A 17299-nucleotide genomic window follows, 5' to 3' on the forward strand; every position below is an offset into this window, starting at 1 on the left:
GTCCCCTCACTTTATTTGAATCCCCGGCCGGGGGAAACGCTGATTACCCGTCCTCTATAGCCAACTGGTATGAAAGTCGTCCTGATCGGGGTCGGCCAGGCCGGGGGGAAGATTACCCAGGCCCTCGCCGAGTTCGATTACGACATGGGATTCGAGGCGGTGCAGGGCGCGCTGGCGGTCAACACCGCCCAGGCGGACCTCCGGGAGCTCGACATCGACACGCAACTCATCGGTCAGGACCGCGTGAAGGGCCACGGGGTCGGCGGCGACAACGAGCTCGCCGCCCAGATCATGGAGGAGAACGCCACCGAGGTGATGAACGAACTGGACGGGCGCATCTCGACCGGCGCCGAGGCCATCGTCGTCACGGCCGGGCTCGGCGGCGGCACCGGATCGGGCGGCGCACCGATGCTCGCCCGCGAGCTCAAGCGGATCTACGACGTTCCCGTCTACGTGCTGGGCGTCCTCCCCGGACGCGACGAGGGCGGCATCTACCAGGCCAACGCGGGCCGCTCGCTGAAGACCTGCGTCCGCGAGGCCGATTCCCTGCTGCTGGTCGACAACGACGCCTGGAAGGCCAGCGAGGACAGCCTGTCGGCCGGCTTCGATCGCATCAACGACGCCATCGCCCAGCGGTTCGGCCTCCTCTTCGCCTCCGGCGAGGCGGTCGACGGCGTCGGCGAGAGCGTCGTCGACTCCTCGGAGATTATCAACACCCTCCGCTCCGGCGGCATCGCCTCCATCGGCTACGCCTCTGCCCCGGCCGCCGAAGACCCCGGCGAGAACGTCAACGTGATCACCAGCGTCACCCGTAACGCCCTCCTCACCAGCATGAGCCTCCCGGACGCCATCGACGCCGACTCTGGCCTGCTCGTCGTCGCCGGTCGGCCCGACCGTATCTCCCGCAAAGGTGTCGAGCGCGCCCGCAAGTGGCTCGAGGAGGAGACCGGCAGCCTCGAGGTCCGCGGCGGTGACTTCCCCATCGACAGCGGCAAGGTCGCCTCGCTGGTCCTGCTGGGCGGCGTCGAGCGCTCGAACCGCGTCGACGAGTTCATGGAGCGGGCCACCGCTGCCAGGGAGGGGATGGCCGAGACGACCGACCCCCTCGAGGGCTTCGAGTCCGACGATCTCGACGACCTGATGTGACCGCCGGGCCGGCACGCGAGTTCGCTGCCGGTCTCCCGCTCACAGCCGCGAACTGAGCCCGGTCGCCGCCCGGTTCGTTGCGCTCCGCTCGCTGGTTCTATCGTCACCTGTCGCCCCAGCCGTCGCTGTCGTTCCACTCGTCGTCGCCCCAGCCTCCGTCGTCCCAGTCCTCCCCGTCGCTGTCGTCGCCAGCGCCTGTCCCCCCGTCGTCGCTCCCGTCGGTCCAGCCGTCGCCATCGCCCCACTCGTCGTCGCCCGCGTCGCTTTCGCTCCGGTCGTCGCTGTTCTCGTCGTCGCCCCCAGTCGTCGCTGCTCGATTCCTCGTCGCCGTCCCAGCCGTCGCCCCAGTCCGGACCGTCTGATTCGTCGGTCGCGCCGTCGGCGGCTTCGGTCGCAGTCGCGGTGTCCGCCTCGGCCGTCGACTGATCGGCGCCCTCCGTCGCGACTGACTCGTCGCCGGACTCGGTTCCCCCGTCCGTTCCGTTCGCGTCCGTCTTCCCGTCGTCCGTCGGGCTGGCGGGAGTGACGGTAGCGGTCTCCTGATCGTCCGCCGGGGTGGGCGTCGCGTTGGCGTCGTTCGGTTCGGTGGCTCCGCCGTCCGTCCCCTCGCCGTCGGTTCCGTAGCCGTCGCTCCACTCGTCGCCCCACTCGCCGGTCTGGTCGTCCCCGTTGCCCCCGTTTCGGCTGTCCTCGTCCCAGCCGTCGTCGCCCCAGCCGTCCTCGTCGAACCCGTCGCCGCCTTCGTCGGCCGTCTCGTCGGTCGCGTCCCCGTCGGGTTCGGTCGCTCTCTGGTCGGACTCGGTCGCGTTCTCGGCAGAGTCGCCCCCGGATTCGGTCGCAGTCGGGACCCAGGCGTCGCCTCCGCTGCCGTCGTCGCTCCCGCCGTCCGCATCGCCGCCGCCCCACTCGTCGGCGTCACCCCACTCCTCGCCGTCGCCGTCTGCGTCGCCTCCCCAGTCCCAGTCACTGCCGTCGTCCTCACTCTCGATCTCCTCCGAGTCGTTTCAGCTCCAGTCCTCGTCGGTCTCCTTGGAGTCGTTCCAACTCCAGTCGCTCTCAGAGTCGTCAGACTCGTTCCAGTCGGACTCCCAGTCGCTGTCGGACTCGTTCCACTCGGTGTCGTCACCGGCGTCCCAGTCCTGGGCGCTCGCGACGCCCGCGCCCATGGAGAGGGACACGACCACGGCGAGGATCGCTGTCAGGCGAACTGTGCGACGCGTTGCGGATGCCACAGTTGATTTCGCGGACATTGCACCCGGACAAATCGGCGGAGGTGTGATATAAACCGAATACGCTGGGGGTGAGTCCGCGTCGATTGCCGCCGTTTTCGCCGATTTGATCACCGCCACTGCCCGTGAACGGCCCCCTGTCTTTATTACTCCGTAGTTAGTTGGAATAAAATTCTGATCAGCCTGCCGTCGGGCGGATGTTCGATTCGGTGGTCCGTAGCCTCGGCGAATAGCTTCGAAGAGAGGGCCTGGTCCTGGACTGACCCGGCAGGACGCCGACGTCGATAGCGTCTCCGGGTCAGTTCGACGCGTCGCCGGTCAGACGAGGCTGCTGCCGTCGAACTCGGCGCGCTCGTAGTCGACGTCCATCAGGTCGAGAATCGTCGGCGCGATGTCGTAGAGGTCGACGTCGTCGATGCGAGCGCCGGGTTCGTCGACGAGCAGCGTGGCGTTGTCGAAGCTGTGCATGCCGTTGCGCGGCCCCATCCCGAAGACGTCCTCGGAATCCTTGAAGCCGGCCTTGAGGTCGAACCCGTGGTTCGGGACGACGACCAGGTCGGGCGCGATGTCGTCGTGGTCGCCGCGGAAGGCGTCCTCCTTGGTGACGACGCGGTCGGCCACCTTGTTGCCGTTCGGACCCTCCAGGGCCTCCAGTTCGGCCTTGAGCTCGTCACGGACCTGCTCGTACTCGTCCTGGGGGACGCTGCCGCGGGGCTCGCGGCCCTCGAGGTTGATGTAGAAGCGACCGGGGATCAGCGAGTAGGCGCGGGTGTCCTCAGCGATGTCGCCGAGGTTCTCGTGGTCGTCGTCCTCGTAGGAGAGCCACCCCTCCTGCTCGAGCCACTCGTTGAAGTGGACCTCGTATTCGAGCGTGGTGAAGCCGTGGTCGGAGGCGACCATCATCGTGACGTCGTCCGGCAGCATTTCACGGAGTCGGCCGAGGTAGTCGTCGACCTTCTCGTAGAACTCCAGGAACGCCTCCCTGTTTTCCCCGTCTTGCTCGTAGTCCCTGAACAGGAAGTGGTTCACCCGGTCGGTGGTCATGAAGACGCCGAAGAAGAGGTCCCAGTCGTCCTCCTGGACGTACTTCTGGAACGCCTCGAACCGCTTGTCGATCGTCTCGTGGGCGTCCTCGATGAACTCCGACTTGTCGTCCTGGTGGCCGAGTTTGGCGTTGACGTCGATGCGGTAGTCGATGCCGTCAAGGTAGTCGGCGAGCTCGTCGGGATAGGCGGCGTCGTCGACGCCAGGCGAGAGGAACCCGGAGACCATCCGCTGGACGTTGCGCTGCGGCGGGAAGGTGACGGGGACGTTCAGCACGGTGGCGTCGCGCCCGTCGTCGACGACGCGGTCCCAGACGCGGGTCGCCTGGACGTCGCGACCCATCGGGACGTAGGTGTCGTAGGAGCCGACCTCCCGGTCCTGGAAGCCGTAGACGCCCGTCTCGCCGGGGTTGACGCCCGTCGTGAGCGACGGCCAGCAGGCGGACGACTCCGGGGGCACGATGCTGTCGATCGGTCCGGCGCTGCCCTCGTCAGCCAGCGCGGTCAGGTTCGGGAACCGATCCGGATTGTCCTCGATCAGACTGTACGGTACCCCGTCGATGCCGAAGAAGGCGACGCGGGGACCCTCGTCGCCGCGAAGACGGTCGAACAGACCCATACGTTCACTTCAGCGTTCTGGGACAAGAAGCTTCTTTTCGCGGACGACCGCGGTGTTCGTCTGAGAAGCCGGCAATTATAGCGGCCCCGCTATCGCACAGCCGACAGGACGACGCGTATCAGCCGTCGTCAGTCTCGGTTCTGTCCGCGTCCCCGTCGTCTCCCTCGAAGTTCGCCGGAACGACCGTCAGGTGGTCCACGCCGAGGGGCTGTCGTCTCGTAGCCATCACGGGTGCACCTAGCCACTGCACAGTAAAGTAATTACCCATGCTCATAACTAATCGGAAATACTGGCCGCGATTACCAGGAGGTATAGGCACCGCTGTCGGCGAGAGCGACGTGAAAAAGTACTGCTCGTCGGGGGCCGTTCCGAGCAAGTAGTCGCTACTCGAACTCCTGCTCGTAGAGGTCCATCGCGTGCTCGATGGCGTCCTTGGCGGACTGCTTGTCCTCCCAGCCCTGCGTCTCGACTTCCTTGCCCTCCTCGAGGTTCTTGTAGGTCGCGAAGAACTCGTCGATCTCGTCGAGTTGCTGCTGGGGGATGTCCTCGAGGTCCTCGATGTGATCGTATCGGGGATCCTCGGTGGGGACGGCGATGACCTTGTCGTCCTGCTCGCCGTCGTCGTCCATCTTCATGAGCGCGACCGGGCGCGCCTCGATGATGCAACCGGGGAACGTCTGGTCCTCGACGAGAACGAGCACGTCGAAGGGGTCCTCGTCGTCGTAGTAGGACTGCGGGATGAACCCGTAGTCGCTGGGGTAGTGGACGTTGCTGTGGAGGACCCGGTCGAGGACGACGCCGGGCACGTCCTTGTCGTACTCGTACTTGTTGCGCTCGCCCTTCAGGCACTCGACGACCGCGTAGATCTCTTCGGGCGAGTTCGGACCGGTTTCGAGGTCTTCCCAGAGGTTCGTCATCAACGGCGAGTGGACGGGGCGGCCAAAAAGTACTTTCGTAATCACACCTGTAATCAGAATCGATTACGTACCGATTAACCCGGGCTGTAGTGGCGGAATAATTATTGACAACACCAGTGATTCCGAATTTTTCCGATATCACGAATCTCGGGCCGTCGCCGTCCCGTCTAGCGGATATTCGGCGACGTGCGTCGCAGTTAACAAGTGTTAAATAGCTTGGTGACATTCAACTAACCATGTCAGAGGCGCAAGCCATCACAAGCAGTCCGGGCATCGCACGAGAACTCACGGCCTTCCAGCAGAACATCCTCGTTATCCTCTCCGAGGAACCCCGTTACGGTCTGGCTATCAAGCGCGAGCTCGAGGAGTACTACGACGACGAGGTCAACCACGGCCGGCTCTACCCCAACCTCGACGACCTCGTCGAGCTGGGCCTCGTCGAGAAGAGCGAGCTCGACAAGCGGACCAACCAGTACGCGCTGACGGAGGAGGGCAAGCAGGCGGTCCTCGATCAGCTCTCGTGGGTCTTCGGCAAGTTCGTCACCGACGAGAGCCGCGCCGAGGAGCTGCGCGACCTCGTCGCCGCGCACGAGTAAGGGACGGTTACTCCAGCGGACACGCGGTTTCACTTTTCTCGAAGGCCAGCCGGATAGAGTCGTCAACGCGCTCGCGCTGGCGGTCGGTCGGCCAGGCGTTCCGGACGAAGTACTCGTCGAGAAACTCCTCGAGTTCGTCGCGCGTCAGGTCGGGAATCGGCTTCGCGTAGTGGTTGTCCGCGAAGTCCGCGAGCGCGCGCACGTTCGCCTCGTGGACCGGCCCCTCTCGGGCCGCGGCGGCGACGATCTCGTCGTTGTGCTCCGCGACGGCCTCGTAGTCGCCCTCGCCCGGACCGGAGAGCGGCCGCTCGACGCCGCGGTCGACGTCGTCGATCCGCTCCGGCCGGACGGTGTCGCCCTCGACCCAGTCGTCGGGATAACAGACGAGCACCGCGCCGTCGTCGTCCTCGCGCTCGCGAGTCACGTAGTCGTACTCGGCTACCATCTCGTCGCGTTTCTCGCGGTAAGCCGTACTTTCGTCCTCGTCGACGGCGTCGCGGGCCAGTCGAGTCAGTCGCTCTACCTCGTCGATCACGTCCTCCGGGAGATCAGTCATGGTCCAGCGCCTCGTTCGCGAGTTCGTCGGCGCGGTCGTTTATCTCGCGCGGAACGTGCTCGATGGACCACTCGTCGAACTCGGTCAGCAGCTCCCGGACCCGGACGCGGCGCTCGCGCAGGTCGGGGTCGTTGGCGTTCCACTCGCCACGGACCTGCTTGACGATCAGCTCCGAGTCGCCGCGGAGTCGGACCTCGTCGAACCCGTAGTCGCTGGCCACCTCCAGGACCGTCACCAGCGCCTCGTACTCGGCGCGGTTGTTCGTCGCTCGCCCGATGCGTTCCCCGCCCTCGGCGACGATGCCCTCGTCCGTGACGAGGACGTATCCGACGGCGGCCGGCCCGGGATTTCCGCGGGACGCGCCGTCGAAGTAGGCGTGGACGCGACCGCCCCCCTCCCGCAGCAGCGCCTCCATGCGGCCGGTGTCGCCGCCCTGTACGACCACCTTGTCCTCGTAGGCCACGGCCGTGGCGCCGTCGTAGGACGCGCGCCACTGCTCGTGGTCGGTGTTGCCCGGCTCCACGTCGACGCCGGCGGCCGCCAGTCGCTCGCGGGCCCGCTCGGGGTCGCACTCGATGACCGGCATGAGTGCCTCTCGCCGACCTGATACCAAAGGCGTTCCGGTCGAGCCGGCGACCGCGAACCGGCGATAGAGACGCCACACCGGGCAGTTTTTCCGTCTGACGTGGATAGCTCCAAGCCACAAGGCTTTTCACCGAGGATTTAAGTGTCATCGAGCTACTACTATAAAAGTGCGATGACACGGTCCACCCGCCAGCAGGAGCGCGAGCGAGCAGCTGCGAACGAGCAATCCGAGTCGGAGGGGGTGCAGAACTGTCCCGAGTGCGAGTCCGAGAACCTGGTCAAGGACGCCGACCGCGGCGAACTGGTCTGTGAGGACTGCGGCCTCGTCGTCGAGGAGGACAACATCGATCCCGGTCCGGAGTGGCGCGCGTTCAATCACCAGGAACGCCAGGAGAAATCGCGGGTGGGGGCCCCGACGACGCAGACGATGCACGACAAGGGGCTGACGACGACGATCGACTGGAAGGACAAGGACGCGTACGGCCGCTCTATCTCCTCGAAGAAGCGCTCCCAGATGCACCGCCTGCGCAAGTGGCAGGAGCGCATCCGCACCAAGGACGCCGGCGAGCGCAACCTCCAGTTCGCCCTCTCCGAGATCGACCGCATGGCCTCCGCGATGGGCGTCCCTCGGTCGGTACGCGAGGTCGCCTCGGTCATCTACCGCCGCGCGCTCGACGAGGACCTCATCCGCGGCCGCTCCATCGAGGGCGTCTCCACGTCCGCGCTGTACGCCGCCTGCCGCAAGGAGGGCATCCCGCGCAGCCTCGAGGAGATTTCGGAGGTCTCCCGCGTCGACCGCAAGGAGATCGGTCGCACGTATCGCTACATCTCCCAGGAACTCGGCCTGGAGATGGAGCCCGTCGATCCCAAGAAGTACGTCCCCCGCTTCTGTTCCGAACTCGACCTCTCCGAGGAGGTCCAGTCCAAGGCCAACGAGATCATCGAGACCACCGCCGACGAGGGCCTGCTCTCCGGGAAGTCGCCGACGGGCTACGCCGCCGCCGCCATCTACGCCGCCTCGCTGCTGTGCAACGAGAAGAAGACCCAGCGCGAGGTCGCCGACGTCGCCCAGGTGACCGAAGTCACCATCCGGAACCGCTACCAGGAACAGATCGAAGCCATGGGCATCCACAGCTAGCCCCTTCCAGCCGTTTCGCCCGTCTCGATCGCTCTCCGGCGTTGTCCGGCCGTTTCTCCCCGACGGTCGCACGCGAACGTGGTCGACCTCGGCGGCGAGCGCCGACGGTCAGGCGTCCACGCGAGCGGAGCGAGTGTGGGTTCGGAGGACGAACGGAGTGAGTCCTCAGGCGGGCTCGGGCGATTCGGCGGCTTCCTCGCGCTCAGTCGACAGTCCACCCAGGTTCCGACCCTCGTCCCAGGTGACGGTCGCGACGGCCGCGAGCACTCCGGCCACGGCGACGAGCGCGCCGCCGACCATTGTGATCGTCGTGAAGACCGCGACGAGACCGAAGAGCACCGGAGAGACGGCGAGGATGGCGCCGCAGACGACGCTCGCGACGGCCGACCGGAGCGCTGGGCGCTTCCCGTACGCGACGCGATAAGCGCAGTGACCGATAGCCATCGCTGCGAACTGGCCGACGAGCACGTTCGTGAGCGCCTGCGGGTGGCTCACCGGATACAGCGCAGGGACGAACACCAGCACGGTGGCGACCAGCGTGGCCGCGACCGTCACCGCCTTCGTGACGCGAGCCATAGGTATAACACCTGTAGTTACCACCTACTCCCACGTAACTGTTTGGCATCCTCGCCCGCGAGTCCGCGCGGGACTCGATCCGTCTATCTGTCGGCTGGCTGTCGGTTCCGGTCGGCACCGGTGGGTCACAGTTATACCCTCCAGTCCCCTACGGCCCGTGAATGCGCCTCGACGAGTTCGTGGAGGGGTTCGAGCGGGACGAGGCCGCCGAGCGGCGGCGCCTGGCCGAGGAGAAGTCCTACGAGATCACGAACTACCTGGACGACGTCGAGCGGCAGTTTCAGGAGACCGTCCAGGGCGACTCCCTGTTCGGATCCACCGCGCCGGAGATCTTCGTCGGCCGGTCTGGCTACCCCGACGTCTCGACGGGCGTCCTCTCGCCGATGGCCGAGGACGCCGACGCCGAGGCCTACGCCACCAGCGGCGACTGGTACCACCAGGGGCTGGGCGTCGGCGACGTCCTCCAGCGCCGGACGGGCCTGCTCAACTCCACCCGCTCCGCGAAGGTCGACGTCAACGACGTCTGGGACGGCTTCGTCGGCACCCAGCGCGAGGTCGCCATCGCCGACCACCCCGTCGACGTCGAGGTCGGCCTGGACGACGCCCCCGAGATCGACCTGACGCTGGACGACATCGGGACGCCGACCGGGCCGCGTGCCCGTGCCACCGAAGCGGACCTCGCCGAGAACCCCCACGTCCCCCGCTCCGTCGAGAAGACGCTGGAGGACGACGACTGGCGCGCGGAGGGCGCGATGACCTACCTCTACCGCCGCGGGTTCGACGTCTACGAGGTCAACACCATCCTCTCGGCGGGCGCGCTCGGGCAGAACCGCGAGCGCAAGCTCGTCCCGACGCGCTGGTCGATCACCGCCGTCGACGACACCGTCGGCCAGTACCTCCGCGGCGGCCTCCTGAACCGCAACACCATCGACCAGACCGAGGTCTGGTACAACGAGTACATGGGCAACCGGTACTGGGTCATCCTCTCGCCCGGCCAGTGGGAGTTCGAGCTGGTCGAGATGAAAGCGCCCGAGAGCGTCTGGAACCCCGAGGGCAGCGACTACTACCTCGCCAGCGCCAGCGAGGGCTACGAGGGCCGCACCGGCTACGTCGAGGAGACTGCCGGCGCCTACTACGCCTCGCGGCTGGGCGTCCTCGAGCACCTCCGCGAGCGTGACCGGCAGGCCAAGTGCCTCGTGCTGCGGGAGGTCACCGACGAGTACTGGGCCCCCGTCGGCGTCTGGCAGGTCCGCGAGGGCGTCCGCAACGCCTTCGACGACGACGTGCGCACGGACACGCCGACCGTCCCGGACGGCCAGCCAGCCGTGGCGGAGACGTTCCGGGACGCCGTCAACGGCGTCGTCGGGCAGCTACCCGTCCCGATGAACCTGCTCCGCCGGAAGTCCGACATGGTCGCCGGGATCCAGTCTCAGATCACGGACTTCTGACCGAGACGCGCTCGTTGTGATTCCTGTCAGTCACCCGCCGTCGGAATCTATTCTTGCTTCCGCAACTTACGATCCCGTATGCAAATCGGACTCCCCGGTACGCCGGAGCTGATCATCGTACTGTTCGTCCTCTTTATCTGGGTAGTGATCATCGCTGCGGGCGTCCTCGTCGCCCTCCGTATCAAGCGGTGGTTCTCCGACTCCGACGACCAGTCGGAGCGAATCGAGCAACTCGAAGGCGAGGTCGAAGAACTCCGCGAGGAACTGGACGCCCGCGGGTCCGGCGACGACCGCTAGAGGTTCGCGAACGCCTCGTCGACCATCTCGCCGGTCTCGGCGACGATGTCCGCCCACTCGTCGTCGTCCGGCGCGAGGTTGACCAGGCGGGCGATGCGCATGATCGAGACATGGTAGACGGTCTGGACGCCCGGTTCCTCCTCCCAGACGATGACGTTACACGGGAACAGCGCGCCGATGCGTTTCTCGCTGGCGTCCAGCGCCCGGTCGGCCATCCGCGGGTTGCACGCGCCCAGGACGTAGTAAGGGTCGCGGTCCGCGTCGACCTTCTCGTTGAGCAGTTCCGAGGGCGAGAACTCGACGGGGACGCCGAAGCCAGCGTCGGTGAACACCTCGCGGACGTGCTCGACCGCCTCCTCGTGGTCCATCTCCAGGGTCGCGCGCTTCTCGCCGACGTCGCTGCCGCCGATCTGCGTGGGGTCGATTGGGAGCGCCATGGCTGACGGTAGCACCCTGCGGAACAAAAGGTACCCGAGTGGGCCTGTAGTAGAAATCGAACGCGATCACACACTCGAAGGCACGTGGGGTGCCCTTCGATGCGTGAAGAGTTTCAATTTCTACTAGCTCTCGGTCGGGACCGGACCGTCGCCGATGACGTCGCGGACGGCGCCCGTGAACTCCTGGCGCGACTGGAAGTAGGTCAGGTCGACGTCCGCGAGGACGTCCGCCAGTTCGCGGGGGCCGTCGGGGGTGCGGATCTCGACGTCGCCCTCGCGGTCGACGACGGTGTTCTTCTCGATGCCCCAGGTGAGCCGCGAGGCCACGCGGGCGACGGGGGCGCCCGCGACGGGGTCGCCCTCGCCGAGTTCGACGGCGGGTTCCTCCTCTTCCTCGCTGTCCTCGTCGTCGCTCATGCCCGAGCGTTCCCCGCGGCGGTGATTAGTGCTTTCGGAACGCCGCGGTCGTCGCGCCCGCACGGAGCCGTCTTGCGCGCGTCTGACGGGTAGTTTTGAGCGGTGCCGCGCTACGTGCGACCATGACGAGCCTCACGGACGTCTACGAGGGTCGCGTCGGTCGCGTCGCCAGCCGGCGCCAGCAGCTCCTCGGCGGCGGGCTCTTTCTGGTCGGCACGGGGGCGCTCGTCGCCGCCATCGCCGTGGCGACGACGGGGTTCGGCGTCGAGACCATGGGCAGGTACGGGGGGCGCGAGATCGCGGGCATCCTCGCGGGCCTGGGGTTGCCCGCGGTGTTGCTGGGCGTGTTCGCGGTCCTGCCTGCCGGACGGACCGTCAGCGCCGGCGCCGTCATCGGGGCCGGCGTCGCCGTCCTCGGGGTGGCCCTGTTCCAGCACGCGTATCCCTACCAGTGGGTCCAGGCCGAGCCGCTGTTCGCGCTGGCGACGGCGGTCGTCTACTTCCTCGGCGTCGTCGCCATCTTCTGGAGCCTGTTCGTCGCGCTGGCCACGTTCAAGACGCGCAACGATCCCGGCGGGACGGCCCGGATGGAGATCACCCGCGAGGGCCGGATCCGGCTGGTCGAAGAGGCCCGCTCGCTGGGCCGCTTCGGCGGCGTCGGTCTCTTCGGCTCCGAGCCCGACGGCACCGTCGAGACCCAGACCAACCGCGAGGTGGGCGCCGACGCGGCCGGTCGCCGAGAGCCGAACGCCGACGGCGCAACGGCGGCCGGGGCGGAGTCGGCGGGGGGCGCGCCCGCGGCGACCGACGGCGCGACGGCCGGCACCGGTACCGGATCGACGGGACGTACCGGGCGGGACGACGCTGCGGAGCCGGCCGACGACAGCTGGTCCACGTCGGGCCAGTTCGACGGGGACGACCAGTCCGGTTCCGGTTGGTCCGCGTCGGACCGGGCCGGATCGGCCGGCCGGGAACGACGGGGGCGCGCGGCGACGGCCGACGGCGGCTCAGCTGCCACGAACGGCATCGTCGAGCCGAACGCCGGGCCTTCGACCGGGGACGGGACGGCCGACGCCTCCGCTGAGAGCGGGACGCCGGACGTCTACTGCGGGAACTGCCGGCACTTCGAGTACGTGATGGCCGACGGCGAGCCCGCGCCCTACTGCAGGCTTCACGAGCGCCGGATGGACGACATGGAGGCCTGCTCGGGCTGGGTGAAGCAGTCGCCCGGCGACGCCGTCGACGTGGACTGACAGCGGGCGAAGCGGGCGTCCGACGCCCGCCGCGAGCGCCCGGCGGAATCCAGTGATTTAAATTGCGGGGACGGCTTACGGGGAACAACGATGGAGTTCTGCGACGAATGCGGCTCGATGATGAAAACGGAAGATGGGACCTGGGTCTGCGGGAGCTGCGGCTACGAGAAGGCCCGCGACGACGAGGCGGAGGCCGCGATGGTCACGACCCAGGGCCAGCAGGAGAGCGAGATCGTGGACACCTCCGAGGTCGACGCCGAGGACATGGGCCCGACGACGGAGGCCATCTGTCCCGAGTGCGGCAACGACCGCGCCTTCTGGGAGATGAAGCAGATCCGCTCCGCCGACGAGTCCGAGACGCGCTTCTACACCTGCACCGAGTGCGAGCACAAGTGGCGCGAAGACGACCACTAGCGGCGACCCGGGAGCCTCGCTTCGCAACCGCCAGCTGACGGCGATTCTCCAGCTCACTCGGTATCGCCGAGACGCCCGTACGGCGGTTTGTGTGGCCCGATTTCGGGATGCCATACCTATTTGGCGCGACACTTACCCCCGTGACGCTCGTAACGGCTCCGTGGGCCTTCTGCACACACTCCGGAAATGGTACGCGCTCCGCCTGGGCAGCGGCAGGGAGATGCGCGAGAACGGTGCGACGCTACACCCGTGTCCCCACTGCGAGCGGGAGACGCCGGTCTTCGAGACCGAGTACGATCGCGACGGTCGACCGGTCTCCTTCACCGTCTGCCTCTGGTGTCGGGGACTGATCGAGTACGGCGAACTCTCGGCGGAGCCACACGAGCCGTTTCTCTCGGCGGGCGAGGCACAGACGCACTGACTGCGGCGGGCCGGACGTCCGTCGTCGGACGGACCGGCACACCTCGACGTGGCGGACGTGAACGGGTTTAACACGTCAGGAACCCAACGTTTCTGGCATGGACGCCCGGCCCAACGTGGTCCTCTTGCACTGTCACGACCTCGGCCAGTACCTGGGCTGCTACGGGGTCGACGTCGAGACGCCGAACGTCGACCGTCTGGCGGCGGAGGGCGCCCGGTTCGCGAACCACTTCACTGCCGCGCCGCAGTGCTCGCCGAGCCGCGGGAGCCTCCACACCGGGCTCTACCCCCACCAGCACGGGCTCGTGGGGCTCGCACACACGGACTGGGAACTGGACGTCCGGCGGACGCTCCCGTATCGCCTGTCGAAACTGGGCTACGAGACCCACCAGTTCGGCCTCCAGCACGTCTCAGAGGAACCGGAGCGGCTCGGGTACGACGAGATCCACACCGCTGGGACGCTCTCCCCGGGGGTCTCGCCCGCCGTCCACTCCGCGAACCGGGCCCGCGACGTCGCGGAGACGGTGGCGACCTACCTCACGAACGGGCTCGGGTCGCCCTTCTTTGCCTCCATCGGGTTCTTCGAGGCCCACCGCGTCCTCGAGGACGACGGCGGGGACGACCCGCTGTACGGCTTCGGCGACCGCTACGACTTGCCGGACCCGGAAGCCGTCGAGGTGCCGGGGTACCTGCCCGACGATCCGGGGGTTCGCGAGGATCTGGCGGCGCTGCAGGGCATGGTCCGCGCCCTCGACGATGGCGTGGGGACGGTCCTCGACGCGCTCGCTGCCGCCGGCATCGACGACGAGACGCTCGTCGTCTTCACGACCGAGCACGGCGTCGCGTTCCCGCGGGCGAAGGGCACCTGCTACGATCCCGGCATCGAGGGCGTCCTCCTTGCGCGGTACCCGCCGCTGATCGATCCCGGGACGGTCTACGAGGGCCTGGTGAGCAACGTCGACATCCTGCCGACGATAATCGACGCCGTCGCCGACGAGATCCCGGACTACGTCGAGGGGCGGAGCCTCGTCCCCCTGTTCGACGATCGGCCGTTCGCCGAGCGCGACGCGGCGTTCGCGGAGCTGACCTGGCACGGCACGTACAGCCCGGTCCGGGCGATCAGGACGGACCGGTACAAGTACGTGCGCCACTTCTGGCACGGCTCCCGCGTGTTCATGCCCGACGACGTGTTCGCGAGCCGGGCCGGGAGAGCGGTTCGGGGCCGCTACGGCCTGACATCGGACGTGTCCGAGGAGCTGTACGACCTCGAAGCGGATCCCTGGGAGCAGGAGAACGTCGCCGCGGACGAGGCGTACGACCAGGTCCGCGAGGAACTCGCCAAGCGGCTCGGGGGCTGGCTCCGCGAGACGAGCGACCCGATCCTCGACGGACCGATCCCGCCCGCGGACTACGACGAGCTGTTCGCGGGTCTGGAGTAATCGAGGACGGGCGTTCGCCGCGGCTGCGGCCGTCGCAACCGATCTACGGCCGGCGCGCGAAGGTGAGGTAGCCGGTGTGGCCGACGCCCCGTGTCGAGGGGCGGGTGCCGCGGTCGCCGACGTCGAGTTCGCGCTGGATGGTCTCCAGGGACTCGACGTCTTCGAGGCCGACCTCGCGGGCCGCCTCGACGGCCTCGCGGGACTGCTCGACGAACGGCGAGTAGACGGCGACGAAGCCGCCGGGCACCAGCAGGTCCGGTGCCCGCTCGACGACGGCGGCCGCGTCGCCCGTGTCGAGCGTGATAGCGTCGAACTGCTGGCCCAAGTCGTCGAGTTCGTCGGTCACGTCACCGGTCCGGACCTCGACGGCGTCCGCGACGCCGGCGTCGGCCATGTTCTGGCGGGCGACCTCGGCGAACTCGGGGTCGCGCTCGTAGGTGACCACGGAGGCGCCGATGCGGCCGAGGTAGGCCGCCAGCACGCCCGTTCCGGTGCCCGCGTCGAGGACCCGGTCGCCGGACTGGAGGCCGGTCCGGCCAACCACGAGTCCGACGTCCCGGGGCATCATCGGCGCTCCGGTCCGCTCGAGGTGCTCGAACAGGTCCGGGCCGCGCAGGCCGCGGACCGTGAAGGCCTCGCCGAGGTGCGTCTCGACGACGTCGCCGGGTTCGACATCGTCGGGGACCTCCATGATGCCGAGGTCCGACTCGAGGGTGTCGCCGGGCGACAGCAGGTGCTCGCGGTCCCGTTCTCGATGAACGAAAAGATAGCTCATGGTGACAGTCGAATCGTAGACGGGACGACCGTCACACTCACTCCAGTCGCTCGACGGCCGCCGCGAGGTCGCCGTCGGTCTCGGCCAGCGCCTCCCGGGCGGTGTCCTCGTCGACGTCGGCGCGCATCGCGACGAGTTCGACGTCGTCGTCCGGGATGCCCTCGTCGCCGCTCTCCTCGCCCTCGGCTCCGGCGTCGGCTCCGCCGGAGTCGCCGGCGCCGCGCTCGCGGGATTCGGGATTCCCGACGACCTGGTAGGTCTTCTGGCCCTGGGCCTCCATGAGCTGGACCTCGGCGTCGTCGAAGTACAGCTCCTCGTCGGAGGTCCGGATGATCACTTCCTCGGCATCGATGTCCTCCATGTCGATGCCCATCTGTTCCATCATCTGCTTCATCTTCCGCGGATTCAGACCGCCGCCGCCTCCTCCGAACATACCCGGGACTGCGAGGCCCTGGGCAAAAAGAACACCGACCCGCGGCGCTCGCGGCAGTCGGACCGACTGCCCCCTCTCGTCGCGCTACTCGGCTTCGATCCCGTGGCGGACCTTCACCGCCATCCCCGTCTCGAAGTCGAGCATGGCCTCGCCGGGTAGCTCGGCGCGGCCCACGCCCAGCAGATCGCCGTCCTCGTGGACGACCAGCGCCTCGTCGCCCGGCCGGATGCCGGGGTCGGCCGCCCGCACGAACTTTGCGAATGTATTGCGCCCCTCGCGGACGTAGGGCTCGCTCTCCGATCCCACGACGACGCGGTGGCGCGGCGGCTCGTGGGCCGCCTGCAGGCGTCGCCCGCCAGCGGCGCCGAGCACGAAGCGGCCGTCCGTCGCGTAGGTCGCCAGCCGCCCCTCAGGGGCCGTCACCTGTCGCGGGCGACCCGAACTCGTGTGGCTCACGCTCAGGTCCTCGCCGTCGCCGAACAGCGCCGCCCCGGCGCCGGCGCCGAACTGGTAGTCGGCCGCGCGTCGGAGCAGGCCCAGATCGCGGTCGGTCATCGGCTCGTCGGAGGCGCCCCCCGGCCAAAAGGCCACGCATCCGCGACGCCCTCCGACACTGTTATGCTATGACGTGCCTCTCTCGGTCGATTCCGAGGAATTTTATATTCTCCGGAAATCTACGTTTGTTCGACAATGGCAACGGATTCGCGGAAAGTGATGGTCGGCTCCCTCCTGCTTCTGGTCAGTACGGCGCTCATCATGGGCACCGCACCGCTCGTCGACGCCCTGCCCGTGGTGGTGGCGTCGTTCGCGGCCCTCGGGCTCGCGGCCGGCGCGCTGCTGGTCGGGACCTCCGAGGACGCCCGGCCGGTCTAATACGGACGGCCGTCGCTGTATCCGGGCGGCCGCCCGCAGTCGGCCCGGTCGTGAGGGTAGTGAACGACGAGAGCTCGTACGGCCGCCTTCTCGTTTCGACGTGAACCGACGCGGAGCTACAGCAGGAATCGGTCCGACTCCTCGCTGAGGTCGCGGAAGTCGTCGGCGGCCTCGATCAGCTCCTCGGCGGTCGACTCTGCGAAGCCCATCGTCTCGACGCGGACGCCCTCGTGGCGCAGGTAGCGACACAGGCGGGCGAAGTCGCCGTCGCCGGTACAGAGGACGACGGTGTCGACGTGGGGCGCCAGCGAGACGGCGTCGAGGCTCATCCCGACGTCCCAGTCGGCCTTCTTCGAGCCGTCGCCGAACGTCTTGATGTCCTTGATGCGCGTCTCGAATCCGATGTCGACCAGCGCCTCGAAGAAGGTCTCCTCGTCGTCGGCGTCGGCCCGGATGACGTAGGCGATGGCGCGGGTCAGGTCGCGGTCGTCGACGGCCTCCTCCAGCAGCGCCGAGTAGTCGATGTTGCGCGTGTAGAGGCTCCGGGCGGAGTGATACAGGTTCTGCGCGTCGGCCAGGACGCCCACGCGCTGGCCCGGATGTGTCACGGTCATACGCGAGTCGTGCGCGCGATGCGGCAAAGTCCTTCGGGCTCAGCGGCGACGACCGGCCGACGAGGCTCCGGCCC

The 17299-nt window shown here is 68.0% G+C and carries 22 protein-coding genes; 10 read left to right on the forward strand and 12 right to left on the reverse strand.

Annotation, left to right across the window (positions count from 1 at the left end; all coding sequences use genetic code 11):
* Positions 1-69 precede the first annotated feature (69 nt).
* Positions 70-1146 (forward strand): tubulin/FtsZ family protein, encoded by a 1077-nt coding sequence (locus LCY71_RS13185; protein ID WP_225333609.1) that lies wholly within the window; start codon positions 70-72, stop codon positions 1144-1146.
* Between the two features lie 1004 nt (positions 1147-2150).
* Here LCY71_RS13185 and LCY71_RS13190 read toward each other — a convergent pair.
* The 3 genes from LCY71_RS13190 to LCY71_RS13200 all read right to left on the reverse strand — a co-directional run bounded on the left by LCY71_RS13190 (position 2151) and on the right by LCY71_RS13200 (position 4954).
* Complete coding sequence (locus tag LCY71_RS13190; RefSeq protein ID WP_225333610.1) at positions 2151-2378, reverse strand: hypothetical protein; 228 nt, start codon at positions 2376-2378, stop codon at positions 2151-2153.
* A gap of 315 nt (positions 2379-2693) precedes the next feature.
* Positions 2694-4037, reverse strand: coding sequence for an alkaline phosphatase family protein (locus LCY71_RS13195; RefSeq protein WP_225333611.1), 1344 nt, complete (start codon positions 4035-4037; stop codon positions 2694-2696).
* 383 nt (positions 4038-4420) lie between these two features.
* A complete protein-coding gene (locus LCY71_RS13200; RefSeq protein ID WP_225333612.1) occupies positions 4421-4954 on the reverse strand; it encodes an inorganic diphosphatase in 534 nt (177 codons plus the stop codon).
* 236 nt (positions 4955-5190) lie between these two features.
* On the opposite strand from LCY71_RS13200, the gene LCY71_RS13205 reads away from it, so the two are divergent.
* Complete coding sequence (locus LCY71_RS13205) at positions 5191-5550, forward strand: PadR family transcriptional regulator (protein ID WP_225333613.1); 360 nt, start codon at positions 5191-5193, stop codon at positions 5548-5550.
* Positions 5551-5557: 7 nt separating this feature from the next.
* Here LCY71_RS13205 and LCY71_RS13210 read toward each other — a convergent pair whose 3' ends face one another.
* The gene (locus LCY71_RS13210; protein WP_225333614.1) at positions 5558-6106 is read right to left on the reverse strand and encodes a DUF7108 domain-containing protein; all 549 of its coding nucleotides are present in this window, start codon (positions 6104-6106) and stop codon (positions 5558-5560) included.
* A complete protein-coding gene (rnhA, locus tag LCY71_RS13215; protein WP_225333615.1) occupies positions 6099-6692 on the reverse strand; it encodes a ribonuclease HI in 594 nt (197 codons plus the stop codon). The genes LCY71_RS13210 and rnhA overlap by 8 nt, the downstream gene beginning before the upstream one ends.
* Positions 6693-6863: 171 nt before the next feature.
* Between rnhA and LCY71_RS13220 the strand changes: the two genes are divergently transcribed.
* Positions 6864-7829, forward strand: a complete 966-nt coding sequence (locus tag LCY71_RS13220) for a transcription initiation factor IIB (RefSeq protein ID WP_225333616.1) — start codon at positions 6864-6866, stop codon at positions 7827-7829.
* Between the two features lie 165 nt (positions 7830-7994).
* On the opposite strand, the gene LCY71_RS13225 is transcribed toward LCY71_RS13220, so the two are convergent.
* Positions 7995-8405: a hypothetical protein gene (locus tag LCY71_RS13225; RefSeq protein WP_225333617.1), complete on the reverse strand. Its 411-nt coding sequence runs from the start codon at positions 8403-8405 to the stop codon at positions 7995-7997.
* A 161-nt stretch (positions 8406-8566) separates the two neighbouring features.
* Here LCY71_RS13225 and nreA point away from each other — a divergent pair, with 161 nt between their 5' ends.
* Together nreA and LCY71_RS13235 are read left to right on the forward strand one after the other, a co-directional pair.
* The gene (nreA, locus tag LCY71_RS13230) at positions 8567-9853 is read left to right on the forward strand and encodes a DNA repair protein NreA (RefSeq protein WP_225333618.1); all 1287 of its coding nucleotides are present in this window, start codon (positions 8567-8569) and stop codon (positions 9851-9853) included.
* 78 nt (positions 9854-9931) lie between these two features.
* On the forward strand, positions 9932-10150 hold the full coding sequence (locus LCY71_RS13235) for a preprotein translocase subunit TatA (RefSeq protein WP_225333619.1): 219 nt from the start codon (positions 9932-9934) through the stop codon (positions 10148-10150).
* Here the strand turns inward: LCY71_RS13235 and LCY71_RS13240 are convergent.
* Together LCY71_RS13240 and LCY71_RS13245 are read right to left on the reverse strand one after the other, a co-directional pair.
* Entirely contained in the window at positions 10147-10587 is a 441-nt protein-coding gene (locus LCY71_RS13240) for a DUF302 domain-containing protein (protein WP_225333620.1), read from the reverse strand. The two genes, LCY71_RS13235 and LCY71_RS13240, sit on opposite strands and share 4 nt — an antisense overlap.
* 123 nt (positions 10588-10710) lie before the next feature.
* On the reverse strand, positions 10711-11004 hold the full coding sequence (locus LCY71_RS13245; protein ID WP_225333621.1) for a DUF5789 family protein: 294 nt from the start codon (positions 11002-11004) through the stop codon (positions 10711-10713).
* Between the two features lie 122 nt (positions 11005-11126).
* Here LCY71_RS13245 and LCY71_RS13250 point away from each other — a divergent pair, with 122 nt between their 5' ends.
* From LCY71_RS13250 to LCY71_RS13265, 4 genes are all read left to right on the forward strand, one after another.
* The gene (locus LCY71_RS13250) at positions 11127-12257 is read left to right on the forward strand and encodes a cell division protein CdpA domain-containing protein (protein ID WP_225333622.1); all 1131 of its coding nucleotides are present in this window, start codon (positions 11127-11129) and stop codon (positions 12255-12257) included.
* A 90-nt stretch (positions 12258-12347) separates the two neighbouring features.
* Positions 12348-12671: a transcription factor S gene (locus tag LCY71_RS13255; protein ID WP_225333623.1), complete on the forward strand. Its 324-nt coding sequence runs from the start codon at positions 12348-12350 to the stop codon at positions 12669-12671.
* Positions 12672-12831: 160 nt separating this feature from the next.
* Entirely contained in the window at positions 12832-13092 is a 261-nt protein-coding gene (locus LCY71_RS13260) for a hypothetical protein (protein ID WP_225333624.1), read from the forward strand.
* Positions 13093-13189: 97 nt separating this feature from the next.
* Complete coding sequence (locus tag LCY71_RS13265; protein WP_225333625.1) at positions 13190-14530, forward strand: sulfatase family protein; 1341 nt, start codon at positions 13190-13192, stop codon at positions 14528-14530.
* Positions 14531-14573: 43 nt separating this feature from the next.
* On the opposite strand, the gene LCY71_RS13270 is transcribed toward LCY71_RS13265, so the two are convergent.
* The 3 genes from LCY71_RS13270 to LCY71_RS13280 form a co-directional block, all read right to left on the reverse strand.
* Complete coding sequence (locus LCY71_RS13270) at positions 14574-15305, reverse strand: tRNA (adenine-N1)-methyltransferase (RefSeq protein WP_225333626.1); 732 nt, start codon at positions 15303-15305, stop codon at positions 14574-14576.
* 37 nt (positions 15306-15342) lie between these two features.
* Positions 15343-15738, reverse strand: coding sequence for a nascent polypeptide-associated complex protein (locus LCY71_RS13275; protein ID WP_225333627.1), 396 nt, complete (start codon positions 15736-15738; stop codon positions 15343-15345).
* A gap of 84 nt (positions 15739-15822) precedes the next feature.
* Positions 15823-16293, reverse strand: coding sequence for a PUA domain-containing protein (locus LCY71_RS13280; protein ID WP_225333628.1), 471 nt, complete (start codon positions 16291-16293; stop codon positions 15823-15825).
* Between the two features lie 135 nt (positions 16294-16428).
* Here LCY71_RS13280 and LCY71_RS13285 point away from each other — a divergent pair, with 135 nt between their 5' ends.
* Complete coding sequence (locus tag LCY71_RS13285; protein WP_225333629.1) at positions 16429-16611, forward strand: DUF8178 family membrane protein; 183 nt, start codon at positions 16429-16431, stop codon at positions 16609-16611.
* A gap of 116 nt (positions 16612-16727) precedes the next feature.
* Here LCY71_RS13285 and LCY71_RS13290 read toward each other — a convergent pair whose 3' ends face one another.
* A complete protein-coding gene (locus LCY71_RS13290) occupies positions 16728-17225 on the reverse strand; it encodes a LabA-like NYN domain-containing protein (protein ID WP_225333630.1) in 498 nt (165 codons plus the stop codon).
* Positions 17226-17299 lie beyond the last annotated feature (74 nt).

This window comes from Halomicrobium urmianum, from assembly GCF_020217425.1.
GTDB classification, from domain to species: domain Archaea; phylum Halobacteriota; class Halobacteria; order Halobacteriales; family Haloarculaceae; genus Halomicrobium; species Halomicrobium urmianum.

Bases quoted from the DNA above. Each gene is read 5' to 3' on its own strand.
- LCY71_RS13185 (WP_225333609.1), top strand. From the start codon at position 70: ATGAAAGTCGTCCTGATCGGGGTCGGCCAGGCCGGGGGGAAGATTACC.
- LCY71_RS13195 (WP_225333611.1), bottom strand. From the start codon at position 4,037: ATGGGTCTGTTCGACCGTCTTCGCGGCGACGAGGGTCCCCGCGTCGCC.
- LCY71_RS13200 (WP_225333612.1), bottom strand. From the start codon at position 4,954: ATGACGAACCTCTGGGAAGACCTCGAAACCGGTCCGAACTCGCCCGAA.
- LCY71_RS13205 (WP_225333613.1), top strand. From the start codon at position 5,191: ATGTCAGAGGCGCAAGCCATCACAAGCAGTCCGGGCATCGCACGAGAA.
- LCY71_RS13210 (WP_225333614.1), bottom strand. From the start codon at position 6,106: ATGACTGATCTCCCGGAGGACGTGATCGACGAGGTAGAGCGACTGACT.
- rnhA (WP_225333615.1), bottom strand. From the start codon at position 6,692: ATGCCGGTCATCGAGTGCGACCCCGAGCGGGCCCGCGAGCGACTGGCG.
- LCY71_RS13220 (WP_225333616.1), top strand. From the start codon at position 6,864: ATGACACGGTCCACCCGCCAGCAGGAGCGCGAGCGAGCAGCTGCGAAC.
- LCY71_RS13225 (WP_225333617.1), bottom strand. From the start codon at position 8,405: ATGGCTCGCGTCACGAAGGCGGTGACGGTCGCGGCCACGCTGGTCGCC.
- nreA (WP_225333618.1), top strand. From the start codon at position 8,567: ATGCGCCTCGACGAGTTCGTGGAGGGGTTCGAGCGGGACGAGGCCGCC.
- LCY71_RS13235 (WP_225333619.1), top strand. From the start codon at position 9,932: ATGCAAATCGGACTCCCCGGTACGCCGGAGCTGATCATCGTACTGTTC.
- LCY71_RS13240 (WP_225333620.1), bottom strand. From the start codon at position 10,587: ATGGCGCTCCCAATCGACCCCACGCAGATCGGCGGCAGCGACGTCGGC.
- LCY71_RS13245 (WP_225333621.1), bottom strand. From the start codon at position 11,004: ATGAGCGACGACGAGGACAGCGAGGAAGAGGAGGAACCCGCCGTCGAA.
- LCY71_RS13250 (WP_225333622.1), top strand. From the start codon at position 11,127: ATGACGAGCCTCACGGACGTCTACGAGGGTCGCGTCGGTCGCGTCGCC.
- LCY71_RS13255 (WP_225333623.1), top strand. From the start codon at position 12,348: ATGGAGTTCTGCGACGAATGCGGCTCGATGATGAAAACGGAAGATGGG.
- LCY71_RS13265 (WP_225333625.1), top strand. From the start codon at position 13,190: ATGGACGCCCGGCCCAACGTGGTCCTCTTGCACTGTCACGACCTCGGC.
- LCY71_RS13270 (WP_225333626.1), bottom strand. From the start codon at position 15,305: ATGAGCTATCTTTTCGTTCATCGAGAACGGGACCGCGAGCACCTGCTG.
- LCY71_RS13275 (WP_225333627.1), bottom strand. From the start codon at position 15,738: ATGTTCGGAGGAGGCGGCGGCGGTCTGAATCCGCGGAAGATGAAGCAG.
- LCY71_RS13280 (WP_225333628.1), bottom strand. From the start codon at position 16,293: ATGACCGACCGCGATCTGGGCCTGCTCCGACGCGCGGCCGACTACCAG.
- LCY71_RS13285 (WP_225333629.1), top strand. From the start codon at position 16,429: ATGGCAACGGATTCGCGGAAAGTGATGGTCGGCTCCCTCCTGCTTCTG.
- LCY71_RS13290 (WP_225333630.1), bottom strand. From the start codon at position 17,225: ATGACCGTGACACATCCGGGCCAGCGCGTGGGCGTCCTGGCCGACGCG.